Below are 14,127 nucleotides of genomic sequence, written 5' to 3' on the forward strand. Positions count from 1 at the left end.
TAAGGCATGCGTGTCGCAGTGACAGGTGGAGACGGGCAAGTTGCCGCCGCGTTGCGTCTGACACAACCACCTCACGCACAGGCACATTACCTTACGCGCGGTCAACTTGATATTACTGATCGCCGTGCGGTGGCCGAGCATCCGGCGCTCGAGGTGGATGTGATTATCAACGCCGCGGCGTACACGGCCGTCGATGCGGCGGAGTCGGATGCGGCGACGGCGATGGCGATCAACGGTCACGCGCCGAGTTACTTAGCTCAACGCGGGCCATACCTTGTGCAACTGAGCACAGATTACGTGTTCGGTGGCAATCGGCGCCGCCCATTGCGTATCGACGACGCGACTGCCCCCAGCACCGTTTATGGTGCAACGAAGCTTGCGGGCGAGCGCGCAGCCATGGAAGTTTCAAACAATCTATCGGTAGTGCGAACGGCGTGGGTGTATAGCGGAAATACGTTGCCCAACCATGGGTGTTTTGTATCCACCATGCTCCGCCTGGCGGCGGGGGATGGCGAGGTGCGCGTCGTAGACGATCAGGTGGGTAGCCCCACCTATGCGCTGGATTTGGCGCGTGGGTTGTGGGAGGTTGCACAGTTTCGGCCGCGGGGGGTGCTGCATGCGGTGGGGGCGGGGCAGGCTTCGTGGTGGGATCTCGCCCGCGAGACCTTCCGCGCCGCGGGTGCGGACCCTGAGCGCGTTATCGCATGTTCTTCTCAAGATTTTCCCAGGCCAGCGGCCCGCCCGACGTGGTCGGTGTTGGATTCTAGCTCGTGGGAAGCTGCGGGTTTGCGCCCGCTACCTGCGTGGCAAACGGGTGTAGCACGAGCGACTACGGCTAGAATCTAGTGGCTGTGAAGACTCCCATAGCCGTAATCACTGTCACGTATTCACCTGGCAAGTACCTGAAAGACTTCCTGCAATCGGTGCCGGAGGCGACTGAGAAGCCGACACACGTCATCATGGCCGATAATGGCTCCACGGACGGTGCCCCGGAGGCTGCCGTGTGTGCCGGGGTGGAACTGTTACGTACCGGCGGCAACATTGGGTATGGCAGTGCGGTGAACGCGGCGGCGCGGGCGTTGGCGGGGCGTCGAGCAGCGGGCGAGCTTGACGGGGAGTTTTTCGTAGTGAGCAACCCTGATGTGGTGTTCGACCCCGGCGCTATCGATCGCATGATTGAATGCGCGCGTCGGTATGAAACGGCGGCGGCGATTGGGCCGTACATCCGGGAAGCCGACGGTTCCCCGTACCCCTCGGCGCGGGCGGTGCCTACCCTGCGAAATGGGATTGGGCACGCCCTATTTGGCGCCGTGTGGCCAGCAAACCCTTGGACGCAGGCGTACCGCGACGATGCGGACATGCAGCGGGAGCGTCCCGCAGGCTGGCTATCGGGCTCGTGTGTGCTCCTGCGGTGGGAAGCCTTCGATGCCGTGGGCGGATTCGACGAACGCTACTTCATGTATATGGAAGACGTTGACTTAGGCGATCGCTTCGGGCGTGCAGGCTGGCTTAATATTTTCTGCCCCAGTGCGCAGATCACGCACGCGAAGGGCCATGCGGCGGGTGAGCACCCAGAGCTTATGCTGCCCGCGCATCACGATAGCGCCTATCGCTTCCAGGCGGACCGACATGCGGCGTGGTGGCAGGCGCCGTTGCGGGCGGCCCTGTGGTTGGGGCTGAAGCTGCGTACGGTGATTGCGGTTGGCGCCGCGAAGATTCGAAACAAATCGTAAATACAGAAAGGCTTGTTGGGACGATGAGCGAAATGCGCAGCAATATCAGCGGCGATGTAGGTTCGGCTGCTGGTTCGGTCGCGAGCAAGACAGACGCCGTTATTTTGGTCGGTGGGAAAGGTACCCGGCTGCGGCCGCTCACGATCTCTACGCCGAAGCCGATGTTGCCGACGGCGGGTGTGCCGTTTCTGACCCATCTCTTGGCTCGCATTAAGGCGGCCGGAATCACCCACGTTGTGTTGGGGACGTCCTTTAAAGCTGAGGTTTTTGAGGAATATTTCGGTGATGGATCTGAGCTAGGTCTGGAAATCGAATACGTGGTGGAAGAGGAAGCCCTCGGCACCGGCGGCGGCATCAGAAATGTGTACGACAAGCTCCGGCACGACACGGTCATGGTGTTTAACGGCGACGTGCTTGGCGGCACGGACTTGACCGCCGTGCTGGACACGCACGTGGCTAAGGATGCGGATGTGACCATGCATCTTGTGCGGGTGGCCGATCCGCGCGCATTCGGGTGCGTGCCCACCGACCGCGATGGGCGCGTGCAAGCCTTTTTGGAGAAAACAGAGGATCCACCGACCGATCAGATTAACGCCGGTTGTTATGTATTCCGCCGCGAGCTGATCGAAAGCATTCCCGCAGGTAGAAACGTGAGCGTGGAGCGCGACACCTTCCCGCGCTTATTGGAGGAGGGGCGCCGCGTGTTCGGGCATGTGGACCACGCCTATTGGCGGGACATGGGCACCCCGGACGATTTCGTGCGGGGTTCCTCGGACTTGGTGCGTGGGATTGCGTACTCGCCCGTGCTGACGGGTCGCACCGGGGAAAGCTTCGTTGATGATACGGCTGGCGTGAAAGATGGCGTGCTGCTGCTGGGCGGTACCGTGGTGGGCCGGGGCACGGAAATTGGTGCCGGGTGTCGCCTCGATGCCACCGTGGTGTTCGATGGCGTGACCATTGAACCGGGCGCGGTGATAGAGAATTCGATCATTGCTTCTGGGGTTCATATTGGGGCCAATGCACGTATTGCCGATTGTGTGATTGGTGACGGTGCGCAGATCGGCGCGCGGTGCGAATTACGCAAAGGAATGCGGGTGTGGCCGGGGGTAGTTATCCCGGATAATGGGATTCGTTTTTCATCGGATGCTTAGAGGTGCCTGTGCGTAGTACTGGTGGTACATAGAGTTAATTAAGCCGTATTGCCACTACATGTAGTACCCCTGGCGTTTACCCCTGCCATTGTCAATATGTGGCTCATGTGACTGTTGGTGAAGAAGTGAAACAGATTTAGCTTGAAAATCACACATCTTTCGAAGTGGGTTGACGATCCCAGCGGAAGCAATGTGTAATCACAAATGTTCATCTCCACGCCGCTTATGTAGTGCGGCATGGAATTACAGTAACGGAGAAACTGAGGAGCATAGCGTGGAAGATTTCGCTAGCGACGCAACTCTCCGCGACGCCACGGGCAGTGTGGATAGCTCAGCCCTAACGCTGGACGAGCTGTTTGGCTTTGTGGAGCAGGAGTGGCAGGAACAAGCCCTTTGTGCTCAAACTGACCCGGAGGCATTCTTCCCAGAAAAGGGTGGCTCCACTCGCGAAGCTAAACGCATCTGTCAAGCGTGCGCCGTGCGGGACGAATGTCTAGAGTACGCGCTGGAGCATGACGAACGCTTCGGCATATGGGGCGGTCTATCCGAGCGTGAACGTCGCCGCCTGAAGCGTCAGATAGGTTGATGTTGAACGTGTAAGCGCCGCCGCACTCGCAGGCAGTGTTGCGACGCACCCAGGAATGACCCCGGATCTACCAGTCACCACCGGTAGCCGGGGTCAATATCTGTCGGGGACATGTTGAGGTGGTTCGCCAGCAGGGCAACCAGCGCCGTGTGGATCAACGAGCGGCGGTCCTCAAGCGTGCGGCTGCGCTGCTCAATTGGTGTTCGGAACAACACCAGCCGCGGCCGGGTCGGGGCGCCGGCGGCGTCAATGCCAGCGGGAATTACCCTGCCCAGCGGCACTGAGCCGTCCGCAAACACCTCATCAGTAAAAAACCCGGGGGCGTGGTGGCGCATTCGCGGTACCAAATCAATTGCAATATCCAAATTGCGCAGTTGCGCGGCGTATCGCTGGTGGAGTGGTGCGTAGGCGTCGAGCACGAGGGCGTCGAAACGTTGGGAGCGGGTTTGGTATCGCGGTACCGATTGCGGAAACAGCGGGCCGCGCACCCCGCGCCCATGGCGATCCCGAAAATTCCTCATCCGCATACCCCACACTCTATTCACCGCAATGCGGAAACCCCCGTGGGCGCGCCGCAGCGCTCGCGCGGGAAGCGTGCGGGGATTGCGCGGAGATTCTATGCGCGCGTTTGCGCCCTCTTAGCTGCGCTTGGGAGTGGCGGGCTACCTAACAGTGAAGTTTAGGTCTAGACTTTGCAATTGTGAGCAATTTTCGACGCTGTTCCCGCCCAGGCTGCGGCAAGCCCGCCGTAGCGACACTCACGTATGCCTACTCGGAATCCACAGCTGTGGTCGGGCCACTTGCGCCAAACAGCGAACCTCACAGCTGGGACCTTTGCGAGGCGCACGCGGCGAAGATTACCGCGCCGCTCGGATGGGAAATGCTTCGCGTCGACGACATTGAACACGATGACGCCGATGACGACCTCACCGCGCTGGCAAAAGCTGTGCGGGAGGCAGGCAGAAACGCCAGCGGATTAGTGCTACAAGAATTCGACGAGCACCCACCGCAGCAGGCTCGCCGCCAGCCGCGGGCTGCGCGGAACAGCACGGGCACGAACCACCCAGTGCATCGCCCCAAAACCCCGCCGATTCACCGGAAGGGACACCTGTTTGTTGTGCCGGACACGGAGGCGTCGCCGTAATTTTTTCGTAGGTTCTCGAACGATTCAAAGGTTTGTGCACCAGACACAGTAGAATGCTCGAGTATTGGTTTTCGCTCACCCAAGGAGTGTTCTATGCGTACCCGGGAATCGGTTGAAGCTGTCATTAAGGCTTATGACGTCCGCGGAGTAGTAGGCGACGGTTTTGACGCCGATTTCATGCGCGACACAGGCGCTTCATTCGGACGTTTGATGCGGGAGGAAGGTGCCGGCGTGATCGTGGTTGGGCATGACATGCGGGATTCCTCCCCGGCGTTGTCTGCGGCGTTTGCCTCGGGCGCGGCGTCGCAAGGCGTGGACGTGATCGCGCTGGGGCTCACCTCCACGGATGAGTTGTACTACGCGAGCGGGGTGTTGGAATGCCCCGGCGCAATGTTTACCGCCAGCCACAACCCGGCCGAATATAACGGTATTAAAATGTGCCGCTCAGGCGCGCGCCCAGTGGGGCAGGAATCCGGCTTGCGCACGATTATCGACGACCTTGTCAACGGCGTCCCCGCATACGACGGTGCTGTTGGCACCATTGAGGACCGTAACGTGCTGGCCGGCTACGGCGAATTTTTGCGTGGCCTGGTGGATTTGCGTGATATTCGCCCGCTCGTGGTGGCCGTCGACGCGGGTAACGGTATGGGTGGGCTCACCGTTCCGGAAGTGCTCAAAGACCTGCCCCTGACAATCAAACCGTTGTACTTTGAGCTGGACGGCAATTTCCCCAACCACGAGGCGAACCCGCTGGAGCCGAAAAACCTGGTGGATTTGCAGAAATTTGTTGTGGAAACCGGCGCGGATATCGGCCTCGCGTTCGATGGGGATGCAGACCGGTGCTTCGTGGTGGACGAAACCGGTGCGCCCGTCACTCCTTCGGCGATTTGTGCGATTGTGGCGGAGCGGTACTTGGCGCAGCATCCGGGAGCGACGATCATCCATAACCTGATTACCTCGAAGTTTGTGCCGGAGACAATCGCCGCCAACGGTGGGGTGGCGGTACGCACGCGCGTGGGCCATTCCTTTATTAAGGCGACGATGGCGGAGTCGGGAGCTGTATTCGGCGGAGAGCATTCCGCGCATTACTATTTCACCGAATTTTTCAACGCGGACTCCGGCATGCTCGCCGCGATGCACGTACTCGCCGCTCTAGGGTCCCAGGATCAACCGCTTTCCGTGCTTATGGAGCGCTACGACCCGTACTTTGCCTCCGGGGAAATTAACTCCAAGCTGGCGAACAAGCAACAGCAGGCGGAGCGTACGCAGGCGGTGTTGGAGGCGTTTGCGCATCGCACCGAATCTGTGGACGAGCTTGACGGGGTGACCGTACAGCTTGCCGATTCGAAGGCGTGGTTCAATGTGCGCGCCTCGAATACGGAGCCGCTGTTGCGCCTCAACGTGGAGGCGGAAACCCAAGACGAGGTGGATTCGCTGGTGGCGGAAATTTTGGGCATTATCCGCGCGTAGTTTTCCACTACGCTGGTGCGGTATGGACCTCTCCTACACGGATGGCTCACGATACGACCCCGAAATTGTGCGGTTTTTCGACGTCGCGCATACCGGCGCGCATGTCCGCGCACTCGCCCAATACGTGGCCTCCGGTGCTTTTGACGACCTGTTGGGGATGTCCGCGCGCAGCGTGATCGTGGTGTCTGAATCAGCCGAGGATGCGGCCGTGGTGCAGATGGTGACCCAAGCCGTGCGGGCTGAGTGCCCAGTGATGGTGAGTGCAACGCTGCCGCTGTTTGTAGGGCCGCTGGACATCGTGCTTATTGCCACCGATGGGTCCCTCCGGGTGGAGGAGGCCGCCACCGCCGCTATGAGCGAAGCGGTACGCCGCGGCGTGCGTACCCTCTTGGTCCAAGGTTCCGCCGCGCTCATGGATGAGTCTCCAGCGCCGGTGATTCCCGTGCCGCCCACCGCCGGGCCAGACGCCAACCCGGTGCGGTTGGCGTACGCCATTTCTGCCGTGCTGCAATCGCTGGTGTTTGACAAACGCGTGGTCGTCGAAGAGCTCGAACGGGTGGCAGACCTGCTCGATGAGGACATGTTGGCGCTCAGCCCGGAACGCGACGTGGACATTAACCCCGCGCGGCAGCTGCGCTGTGCGATCGACGGCAGCCAAGTCGTGCACACCGCCAGCCCCGAATACATGCCAGCAGCGCAGGTCATTGCGCGCGTATGGCAGCGCAGCGGGCTGGTCTGTTTTGCGGCGGACGCGAAAGTGATGGAATCCCTCCACACGCGGATTCGCACGAAAAAGGATATCTTTTACGATCCGTACGTGGATACGACGGAGCCGGTGCTAGGGTTGAAGGTTGTTGTCTGGGGCGTGGACCACGCCCCAGAAGCCGGATTCGCGGTAGCAACGTACGCACAAAATTGTGAGGCGACGAGCCTCGGTACGTTAGCCGTGTCCGCTCGGTTCGTGGTCCGCGCGCTCGCCGCGGCCGTGTTTGAGTGCAATGAATAGGACGGGAACTTCGTGGAACTGCTTTCTGGTGTAATTCGCGCGTATCCTTGGGGATCACGCACCGCGATTGCCGAACTTCGGGGGGATTCGCCGAGCGCGTCACCAGAAGCGGAACTCTGGTTTGGTGCGCACCCCGCGGGTTCTTCACGGCTAGGTTCGACGCTCCTGATTGATCGTATTGCCGAAGATCCAACTGCGGCGCTTGGGCAACGAGTGGTTGAGCAATACGGCAGTAACCTGCCCTTCCTGCTGAAAATCCTCGCGGCTAATGAGCCGCTCAGCCTGCAGGCCCATCCTTCGAAAGCGCAAGCCATGGAAGGGTTTGCGCGGGAAAACAACGCTGGGTTGGCGGCCAATGACCCCACGCGAAACTACAAAGATGACAACCATAAGCCCGAACTCATTGTTGCGCTGACCGAGTTCGAAGCCATGGCTGGGTTCCGCCCCTTGGTGGAAACCTCGGTGTTGTTTGACGTGCTGGCCTGCCCTGAGCTGGAGCGCTACCGCACCATGCTGGTAGGTGACCCCGCCGAAGAGGAATCCAACATTCGGGCGTTGTTTACCACGTGGATTACCATCCCGATTGCAGCGCGTAAACAACTCATTGAAGCGTTGGTGGCGCGGGCGCGCGAACACATCGCCGGTACGTCCGAACACGGCTGGATCGAGCAGGCGCTGAAGAACTTTATTGAGCTCGCCGAGCTTTACCCCGGCGATGCCGGTGTGCTGGGGGCACTGCTGCTGAACAAACTCACCCTGCAACCCGGCGAGGCTATTTACTTGGATGCTGGGCAGCTCCACGCATATGTGCGGGGCCTCGGGGTGGAGGTCATGGCCAACAGTGACAATGTGCTGCGCGGCGGATTGACGTCGAAGTATGTTGATGTGCCGGAACTTGTAAAAGTGCTGGACTTTCGCAGTTTGCGCAACCCAGTGCGTGTGCCAGAGATGCGCGAAGGCTGGTGGCATTACCCGGTGCCGGCCGCGGATTTTGCGTTGGCTAGCGCTGTAATGGAACCCGGCCAAGAACTGGACATTCAGCCAGACGGTCCCACCATCGTGTTGTGCGCGCGAGGTTCTTTTCGGGCCAGCCAGTACGGCGAAGACGATGTGTGCGTGGGCTCCGCTGAAGCGTTGTGGCTACCGGAGTCTTCTGGTGCGGTAACGTTGCACGCTGGCGAGGTGGGGGCTCACGTGTTCCGGGCGCACGTGTAGCACACTGGGGAAGGTTTTATTCTTGCGGGGTTGTGCCCGCATGTGTGGATGTGCGTGCGGGGGTATTTGTGTTTCCGTGCGCTGGGTGTTTTGATTGGTTGGTCTTTGTCGAGGTGCTTGCGGCACCCCCACACCCAAAAAGAATTGTAGGCAATATGTATCAGCGGCGGGTTGACGCTATTTCAAAGCAAGGCGGATGGCGGCTTGCAGGCCTTCCCATCATTGTTTCCCTCGTGGTGCTCGCCCTTATCCCCAGTGTAGTAACGCCATTAGCTGCCGTGATTACCGGCGAGGCATGGGAGGCCAACCCCATCACAATTGCCAGCACGTTGGGCATGATCAGCGCCGTGGTGTTGGGCGGGTTGCTGATGATCTATGCTTCCAAAATCTCCTGGGAAAGCCTCGGTTTTGTGCGTGAACAACGAGGCCGTTCCATGCTGCTTGGCGTTGGTCTGGGGGCCGGGCTTTTGGCACTCGTGGCACTGTTGACTTGGCTGTTTGGCGGGGTGGACTACAGCTACGCGTTCACATTGAACGGCCTTGGTGCTATCTGCCTAGCAATCGTGTTCTTTGCGTTCCAAGGCACCTGGGAGGAACTTGTCTACCGCGGCTACCTCATGCCGCACTTTTCCAAGTATTGGGGCGATCGTACCAGCATCGTGGTCACGTCTATTGCCTTTGCCGCATTCCACGCGCTCAACCCTGGGTTGACCGTCATGCCGATCATCAACCTTGTGCTGTTTGGTTTCGTGTTTGCGCTGCTGTATTACCGCACGGGCAATATGTGGATTACTGGGCTGGCGCACTCCGCGTGGAATTTCAGCCAAGGCTACCTGTTTGGCTCCGAGGTTTCCGGCAACGCTATCGTAGCCTCAGTATTTGACGCGACGCCCATTGCCGGCAGGGAACTCATTTCCGGTGCTGAATTTGGTTTTGAAGGTAGCATTATCACGAGTATTTTTGGCGTTGTGATTATCGCAGCATTGACTATATGGTGGCCAAAATTTTCCCGGATGCGGCGCACGGATCCAGCGTAAAAACATACCTCGCGCAGAGACTAGAAAGCAATACCCCACATGCAAAAACTGAATTCGCCACGGATTTCACAGCTGAAATTGCCCGTTGGGCTCGCGAGCGACATTTGGCTGTACCTGCGGTACCAGTTGCTCACCAAAACGCTGTTATCGCTCATTGTGTTTCCACTTTTCCAGTTTCTTTCCGTGGCATTGATCCGTATCACGGGGCGGGAAACCATTAGCTCGGGGGACTTCAAATCGGTGCTGTTCAGCCCTATTGGCGCTGGCATGCTCCTTGTTACCTTGGTGTTCTTGGGTGTGTTTATCGTTGTGGACATTGCGGCGTTTATCCTTGCCGAGGACATGCGCCTACGCGGTGAGCCGCGACCCAATGCGCGCCAATTATTGCTCATCACCCTGCGCGCGATTCCGCGCTTTTGGCACCCCGCAACGTTACTGCTCATCCTGTACCTCGGTATTGTGGTGCCGCTTGCAGGGGTGGGGCCAGCGCTCAGTCAACTCAGCTGGCTGCAAATACCAAACTTTGTGCTGGATGTGATCAAAAACAATACGCTGTACTACACGCTGTACGCGGTGGCGCTAGTAATCCTTGCTGTGGTTGCGGTGCTGTTTTCGCACACCATCCAAATCATGTTCGTCGACCGCGTCACTCCCTGGCAGGGACTGCGGAAATCCGCCGCATTCGTACGTGCGAATTGGCGCTCCGTATTGACGATGGTGCTGGTGGTGAGCTTAGTGCTCGCCGCGGTGGTGCTTGCCGTGGTACTCGTGTTTTCCCTCATCCCATTGGCGGGTGCCGCATTGTTCCCGCAGGGGCAATTTGCTACCCGATTTGCATTACTGCTCGCCATGCTCAATATCGGCGGCGTCGTGGCGTTGCTATTATTCCTCGCGGCGCCGCTACAATTACGCAATTTCACACGCTTATATGCGTGGTCGAATGCGCCCGGCACGCTCGGTGAAGACGTCATCGCCCAGGATCGCCGTGCTCGCAAGCCGCTCGCACTCGCGGCTGTCGTATCCGTGCTGGGTGTCGTGGCGTTGGCAGGCTATTTGGCAAGCGATTTCGACGCCGTGTTCCGTAACGATCGCAACATTGAAGTGGTCGCTCACCGAGGCGGTGGGGACCTTGATGCGGAAAATTCCCTCGAGGGTATCCAAGCCGCGATCGATAAGGGAATCGACTGGACAGAGATTGATATCCAACGCACCAAAGACGGCCACTATGTGCTCAACCACGATGAAACGTTCCAACGTGTTGGTGGGGTGAACGCCGCGGCGCCCGATGTAACCCTCGCGGAGATTCAGGAAATCAGCCTGCAAAACTTGTTTACTGAAGGTGCGCCGGCACGGCCCGTGGCCACGATTGACCAAGTGATGGATGTGGCCGACGGCAATATTGGCATTTTCCTTGAGCTCAAAGGCAAGACCGCAGACCGTGCAATGGTCGATGATATGGCGCGTATGATCAAGCAGCGCGGTATGGAGGATTCCGTCGTTCTGCTCAGCCTCGATTACGAGCTGATTAGCTACGCGGAGGAGAAGTACCCGGAATTGCTGACGGGATACCTCTACTATTTCGTGGTTGGGGATTCCACCACGCTGAAGGCGGATTATTTGATTATGGAGGAAGGCGTAGCCAGTAAAGCCACCGTGGAATCCCTCCACAAGGCTGGCAAGAAGGCTGTGGTGTGGACGGTAAACACCCCGGAATCAATCTCCCGCTTTGTGGGTTCCAACGTGGATGGCATCATCACCGATTATCCGCAGCAAGTCCAACAGGGGCAGCAAGATTATGCCAAGAGATCTGACTTCGAGCGGATCTTTGACGAAGTATTCGGAGGTTAGCCGTGGACCAGGCACCAAATGTTCAGCGGGTGTTGCGCCAGCACCACAATACCGGCATTGTGTTCCTCATCGTATCCGCGGTAATGCTGGTAATTCTCACGTGCATTTCGGTGTATTTCTTTATTATTAACCCGCTGGATGATAACGCGCTCGTCGTGTTTATTTCGCTGATTAGCTTCCCGTTCGTCGCGGTGTTTTGGCAGCGCTATCATGCCGCAAAATCGGTATACCAAAACACTCCGATCACTGCGGAGCAGTTCCCAGAAATCCACAGCACTATTGTTGAGTTGAGCCAGCAGGCCGGGTTGGAACAAGTGCCTCCGGCAAGTCTGACTAAAGATCCAGCCCTTAACCCATGCTCAACAAATCCGGGTATTCGCCGCGGCATCATTATCGGCGTGGAGGCTGTGGCTGGTTGCCGTGAGCAAAACACCCCAGAGGCGCTGCGCTTCTTGATCGCCCATCAGATTGGGCACTTCGTGGCTGGCCATCACACGAAACGCTGGAACATTTTGTCCGCCCCATGTATGGGTACTTTGGGTTTGCGCACGTTGGTGACCCGCCATCTGGAATTCACCGCAGATGCGTACGCCACACAATTGTGCTGTGACGGCGCGCACCAGGGCTTGGCGTTGCTTGCGATTGGTAAAGACAATTTCGCCTACGTTGATCGAGATATTCAAATCCGCGCGGCGAGTTCCCAAAAAAGTTGGCTGTCCCACATCGCTCGGTGGACGGCCACGGAGGTGGCGCCTACCGAGCGTGTGTGGCGGCTGCAAAAGGACGGGTTGATTCCTTAAGCCGCGGTGTCGGCCGTGGGGATCGGCGGGGTAGGGGAGTCGGTTTGTTCCTCCAATGCTGCCTCCCGCAGCTTCACATACAGCCAAATGTAGAGAGGGTAGGCCACGCCCGCTGCGAGGGTAAGGCTCACGGCGTGGTACCAGTACGTCTCCCAGGAGGTGTTCCATATGAAGTGCAGCATAAATCCGAGGAACCACCAGGCTGCGGCGACCCCAATACGGTTCCACTTGCTGCCCGTAGGTTTGAACAGGGCGTATGCGATGCCAAACCCAATGATGCCCGAGTAGACGGCGTGCTGGGCGGGGCCGAGCGCGGTGCGCAACCCCCAGATGTGAGCTACGCCAAACACATCACTGGTGGCGTGGAGCATCCCGCCCATGGCGCCGTAGCCGATGTTTTCCGCAATAGTGAAGCCTAAACCTACGAAGGTGCCGACGATAAAGCCGTGCCACGGGCGGGAAAGTTGCTGAAAACCCAACAGTATTATCAGGATGCCCAGGCTTTTGCCGAGTTCTTCGGGGAAACCACCCGCGAATGATGCGGTGAATTGCTTGACTCCTAGTTGCAGCGGCAAATTCGTTGGGCCCTCGCCGCTGCTCAAGACAAACGCAAACGTGATGCCCGCACCCCACAAAAACGCGACGGTTATCGGCTTCCAGTCGAGCTTTGCCCAGCGGAACGCCAGCAAAAACACTGCGAGGTACATTGCGGAGAGTGGCAGACCAACATATAGGCTCGCGGGGTTCAAACCAGCGTTACCAAAGGCCATGAGCCCCGCGATTGGGATTGAAAGCACTGCCGAAGCCCAAGCAGTGTAGAAATACGCTTTGTTCATTTACGACGCCGCCTTTTCCATGGATTCCTTCACAGCTTCCGCGACATCCGGTGCGCCCCTGACAACGGTTATGATCATGGAGTTTTCCGAAGGTTCCGAATGTGGAGTTGGGACTGCAAACGCGGTCAGCGTATCGCCTGTATCAATTTGTGCCAGCTTTTCGGCTTGATCGTCCGGTACTTTTAAGGCCCAAAGTTTGCCTTCTTGCACTGCGTCCGCCTCGGGGAAACCAGTGCGAGTAGCTGCTCGGATCATGCGCTGCATACTGAGATTCGGATCCGTCGTTTCCAGTTTAATGGTGGACACTATCGCATCACCGCAGCTAAAACTTGTGAATAGTTCCAGAGGTTCGCGGGGGCACAGCATGGCTTCGCCATTAGCATTTCGCAATTGAATCTGCTGTTCTTCGCTTGCTTCTGGGGACCCAAGGAGCACTTGCTCATTCGTGGTCTCTTCGTCCGCTGGTGGCAATATGTTCGACAACCCACTGGGCGCCAAGTTGAGTACCACTGCTCCAATAATCAAAACAACCAGTTGCAGTACAGACCATTGGGGCTTTTCGCGCCACGAATTGTGCGCCAAAAAACTCGGCCGTTTCCGAGTTTTTCCATTATCCATTTTTCCGCCTTCACGTCGACGTGACACCCTGTCGCATCAACGAGCAATACTGTATCGACAGCGGAATGCGCCGGTCAAAAACGAGCGAAGCAGTTAGCGTTCCTGTGCTACTTCGGTTTTACTTTCCGGTGTGAAGGGCTCTCGAGGTTCATCGGCGCGAGCCTTATCGTCAGCGCGGTGCTTACCGGTCTTCTCTTTGGCTTCCTTTTCTTTTTCCTCGCGCTCCTCGCGCTCTTTCTTTTCCTCTTCGGTTTCGTTCCTCGGTTCCCTATCGCGAGTGGTCACGTCCTCAGAATCCTTCGAATCTTTGTCCGTGTCGGTTGCGGGCCCCTTTGCCAAACCAATCTTGGTGAGGAATTGTTCGAGAGCTGACGGCGGTTTTGCCTCGGCAGCAACCGCAACCGCACCGTTATCGCCTGGGGCGTCGTCCTGGCCGGTATCAATGTCAACCTGATGGTTCGGGTCTGGCCGCTCCGGAAGTTGCGGCGGAGCCGGTGGGTCCTGCGGCGGTGCCGGATTCACCGGGGGCTCAGGTTGCTCGGGCTGCGGGTTTGGCGCCGGCGGCTCAGGTTGTGGGTTCGGCGGCGGCTGATCTGTGTCCGGATGTGGATCTGGAAGATCGGGCTTGGGTAGAGGAGCGGCATTGTGGCTGTGAGCGTGTAGAGCTCGCTGGTCGGGGTAGC

14 protein-coding genes and 1 pseudogene are annotated in these 14,127 nt (G+C 58.5%); 11 read left to right on the plus strand and 4 right to left on the minus strand.

The window, feature by feature from the left end; all coding sequences use genetic code 11:
• Positions 1–6 precede the first annotated feature (6 nt).
• From rfbD to Q4D83_RS08095, 4 genes are all read left to right on the plus strand, one after another.
• Entirely contained in the window at positions 7–846 is an 840-nt protein-coding gene (gene rfbD, locus Q4D83_RS08080) for a dTDP-4-dehydrorhamnose reductase (protein WP_303174549.1), read from the plus strand.
• Between the two features lie 5 nt (positions 847–851).
• The gene (locus Q4D83_RS08085) at positions 852–1,733 is read left to right on the plus strand and encodes a glycosyltransferase family 2 protein (protein WP_303174551.1); all 882 of its coding nucleotides are present in this window, start codon (positions 852–854) and stop codon (positions 1,731–1,733) included.
• Positions 1,734–1,765: 32 nt separating this feature from the next.
• Positions 1,766–2,884: an NDP-sugar synthase gene (locus Q4D83_RS08090; protein WP_303174724.1), complete on the plus strand. Its 1,119-nt coding sequence runs from the start codon at positions 1,766–1,768 to the stop codon at positions 2,882–2,884.
• A 274-nt stretch (positions 2,885–3,158) separates the two neighbouring features.
• Positions 3,159–3,470 carry a WhiB family transcriptional regulator gene (locus Q4D83_RS08095; RefSeq protein ID WP_027012498.1) on the plus strand — a complete coding sequence of 104 codons (312 nt, stop codon included), beginning with the start codon at positions 3,159–3,161 and terminating at the stop codon, positions 3,468–3,470.
• Positions 3,471–3,544: 74 nt separating this feature from the next.
• Here Q4D83_RS08095 and Q4D83_RS08100 read toward each other — a convergent pair whose 3' ends face one another.
• On the minus strand, positions 3,545–3,997 hold the full coding sequence (locus Q4D83_RS08100; RefSeq protein WP_303174555.1) for a metallopeptidase family protein: 453 nt from the start codon (positions 3,995–3,997) through the stop codon (positions 3,545–3,547).
• 173 nt (positions 3,998–4,170) lie between these two features.
• Here Q4D83_RS08100 and Q4D83_RS08105 point away from each other — a divergent pair, with 173 nt between their 5' ends.
• From Q4D83_RS08105 to Q4D83_RS08135, 7 genes are all read left to right on the plus strand, one after another.
• On the plus strand, positions 4,171–4,614 hold the full coding sequence (locus Q4D83_RS08105) for a DUF3499 domain-containing protein (RefSeq protein ID WP_303174557.1): 444 nt from the start codon (positions 4,171–4,173) through the stop codon (positions 4,612–4,614).
• Positions 4,615–4,707: 93 nt separating this feature from the next.
• Entirely contained in the window at positions 4,708–6,084 is a 1,377-nt protein-coding gene (locus Q4D83_RS08110; RefSeq protein WP_303174559.1) for a phosphomannomutase/phosphoglucomutase, read from the plus strand.
• Between the two features lie 22 nt (positions 6,085–6,106).
• The gene (locus Q4D83_RS08115; RefSeq protein WP_303174561.1) at positions 6,107–7,090 is read left to right on the plus strand and encodes a hypothetical protein; all 984 of its coding nucleotides are present in this window, start codon (positions 6,107–6,109) and stop codon (positions 7,088–7,090) included.
• A 12-nt stretch (positions 7,091–7,102) separates the two neighbouring features.
• On the plus strand, positions 7,103–8,305 hold the full coding sequence (gene manA / locus Q4D83_RS08120) for a mannose-6-phosphate isomerase, class I (protein WP_303174562.1): 1,203 nt from the start codon (positions 7,103–7,105) through the stop codon (positions 8,303–8,305).
• Positions 8,306–8,460: 155 nt separating this feature from the next.
• On the plus strand, positions 8,461–9,342 hold the full coding sequence (locus tag Q4D83_RS08125) for a CPBP family intramembrane glutamic endopeptidase (protein WP_303174563.1): 882 nt from the start codon (positions 8,461–8,463) through the stop codon (positions 9,340–9,342).
• A 39-nt stretch (positions 9,343–9,381) separates the two neighbouring features.
• Positions 9,382–11,190 (plus strand): glycerophosphodiester phosphodiesterase family protein, encoded by a 1,809-nt coding sequence (locus Q4D83_RS08130; RefSeq protein WP_303174565.1) that lies wholly within the window; start codon positions 9,382–9,384, stop codon positions 11,188–11,190.
• A gap of 2 nt (positions 11,191–11,192) precedes the next feature.
• Positions 11,193–11,990, plus strand: a complete 798-nt coding sequence (locus tag Q4D83_RS08135) for a hypothetical protein (protein ID WP_303174567.1) — start codon at positions 11,193–11,195, stop codon at positions 11,988–11,990.
• Here the strand turns inward: Q4D83_RS08135 and Q4D83_RS08140 are convergent.
• From Q4D83_RS08140 to Q4D83_RS08150, 3 genes and pseudogenes are all read right to left on the minus strand, one after another.
• Positions 11,987–12,826 carry a PrsW family intramembrane metalloprotease gene (locus tag Q4D83_RS08140; protein ID WP_303174578.1) on the minus strand — a complete coding sequence of 280 codons (840 nt, stop codon included), beginning with the start codon at positions 12,824–12,826 and terminating at the stop codon, positions 11,987–11,989. The two genes, Q4D83_RS08135 and Q4D83_RS08140, sit on opposite strands and share 4 nt — an antisense overlap.
• Positions 12,827–13,444, minus strand: coding sequence for a hypothetical protein (locus Q4D83_RS08145; protein WP_303174579.1), 618 nt, complete (start codon positions 13,442–13,444; stop codon positions 12,827–12,829). It abuts the gene before it with no gap.
• Positions 13,445–13,537: 93 nt separating this feature from the next.
• Positions 13,538–14,127, minus strand: a pseudogene (locus Q4D83_RS08150) (hypothetical protein); the annotation flags it as partial.

The sequence above is a fragment of the Corynebacterium sp. genome (assembly GCF_030532715.1).
Taxonomy (GTDB): domain Bacteria; phylum Actinomycetota; class Actinomycetes; order Mycobacteriales; family Mycobacteriaceae; genus Corynebacterium.

Coding starts and splice junctions, on each gene's coding strand:
- rfbD (WP_303174549.1), top strand. CDS start 7: ATGCGTGTCGCAGTGACAGGTGGAGACGGGCAAGTTGCCGCCGCGTTG.
- Q4D83_RS08090 (WP_303174724.1), top strand. CDS start 1,766: ATGCGCAGCAATATCAGCGGCGATGTAGGTTCGGCTGCTGGTTCGGTC.
- Q4D83_RS08100 (WP_303174555.1), bottom strand. CDS start 3,997: ATGCGGATGAGGAATTTTCGGGATCGCCATGGGCGCGGGGTGCGCGGC.
- Q4D83_RS08110 (WP_303174559.1), top strand. CDS start 4,708: ATGCGTACCCGGGAATCGGTTGAAGCTGTCATTAAGGCTTATGACGTC.
- Q4D83_RS08115 (WP_303174561.1), top strand. CDS start 6,107: ATGGACCTCTCCTACACGGATGGCTCACGATACGACCCCGAAATTGTG.
- Q4D83_RS08125 (WP_303174563.1), top strand. CDS start 8,461: ATGTATCAGCGGCGGGTTGACGCTATTTCAAAGCAAGGCGGATGGCGG.
- Q4D83_RS08130 (WP_303174565.1), top strand. CDS start 9,382: ATGCAAAAACTGAATTCGCCACGGATTTCACAGCTGAAATTGCCCGTT.
- Q4D83_RS08140 (WP_303174578.1), bottom strand. CDS start 12,826: ATGAACAAAGCGTATTTCTACACTGCTTGGGCTTCGGCAGTGCTTTCA.
- Q4D83_RS08145 (WP_303174579.1), bottom strand. CDS start 13,444: ATGGATAATGGAAAAACTCGGAAACGGCCGAGTTTTTTGGCGCACAAT.